This window comes from Actinosynnema sp. NPDC023658 (assembly GCF_040639995.1).
GTDB lineage: Bacteria > Actinomycetota > Actinomycetes > Mycobacteriales > Pseudonocardiaceae > Actinosynnema.
Genome location: NZ_JBFAAX010001338.1, coordinates 1 through 1,290, shown reverse-complemented (window position 1 = coordinate 1,290; position 1,290 = coordinate 1). Strand labels below are relative to the sequence as shown.

Here is a 1,290-nt window from a genome sequence, read left to right as displayed (position 1 = left end):
CGGGCCGGTTCCCGATCGGCGTGGGGACGGTGCCCGCGCTGCCGCTGGTCCAACGCCACCTCGGCCCGTTCACGCCCGCGGACTCCCTGCGCTACCTGGCCGAACGCCGACACATCGCGCGTGCCGACCTGCGCCGGGCGATCACCGACAAGGCCGACGGCGAGCCGGTGGTGCTGGCCCGCCTGGCGGACCTCGTGCAGCAGCGGCCCGACATCACGCCGGCGGAGGTCCTCGGGTACCGCGCGGACCTGACCGCCCTCGTGCTGCGGGTGCTGCGCCCGATGACCGACCCGGGGCTGCGGTGGTTGCTGCGCTACGGCGTGGTGCCGCGGGAGCTGAGCCTCGACTTCGTGCGCGTGGTGCTGGAACCGCTGCTGCGCGCGGCGGTGTCCGGCGGTTCGGACCTCGACGACCCGAGCGAGGACATGCTGCCCGGCGACCGGGCGGAGCCGTTGTTCCCGACCGGTGCGGACCTGGACGTCGAGGCGTCGTGGGCGGAGCTGAAGCGGTTCGCGGGCACCACGTCGTGGGTCGTGCCGGTGCCGGGCGAGCTGGACGCACTGCGGTTCACGGGCGGCGTGGCCGAGCCGATGCGCCGCCTGATCCGGCACCACGGCGTGCACGACCGGCTGCACGCGGCGGCCGTGGAGTTCTTCGAGACCAAGGCGGAGGCCGACCCCGAGCGGTGGGACCGGTGGACGCGCGAGGCGGTCTACCACCGGTTCCGGCTGCTCGGTCCCACCGCCGCGGACTACTGGCGCGAGGCGCTGGACCGGGTCGAGCTCGGTGAGGCGGACCGGCGGGCGGCGCTGGCCCAGGAGGTGCTCGGCCCCGACTACGTCGACGCCGACGGCGAGCCGCGCCGGTGGGACGACGACACCCCGGTCGTCGGCCGTGACTCGGTCGTGGAGGCGAGGTACGAGCTGGCCGCGGCGCTCACCCAGATGGCCCGCCTCGGCGGCGTCACGGCGGCCGACCAGCTGTGGAGCCGGGCCGAGGAGAACTACACCGCGGTCGTGCGCGAACAGCGGCGGCGCGGGGTGGACGTCGTGCCCGACTGGCGGCTCGCGTACGTGCGTGCCGCCCTCGCGCTCAAGTGCGGTGACCCGACCACCGCGAAGGACGAGCTGGAGCGGGCGTTGCCGCGGGCCCGGGACACCAAGGACGAGGTCCGGCTGCGCATCCTGCTGGGCGACGTGCTGCTGCTGCTGGGGGACCGGCAAGCGCCCGACGAGTACCGCCGTGCGGCGGAGGCGGCCGTGCGGGTCGGTGCCCGCCGGTGGGAACCGC

At 75.6% G+C, this 1,290-nt stretch carries 1 protein-coding gene; it reads left to right on the top strand.

Features of this window, described 5'->3' with window-relative positions:
- A partial coding sequence (locus AB0G02_RS40790) for a hypothetical protein (protein WP_360806081.1) occupies positions 1–1,290 on the top strand: 1,290 nt, incomplete at both ends.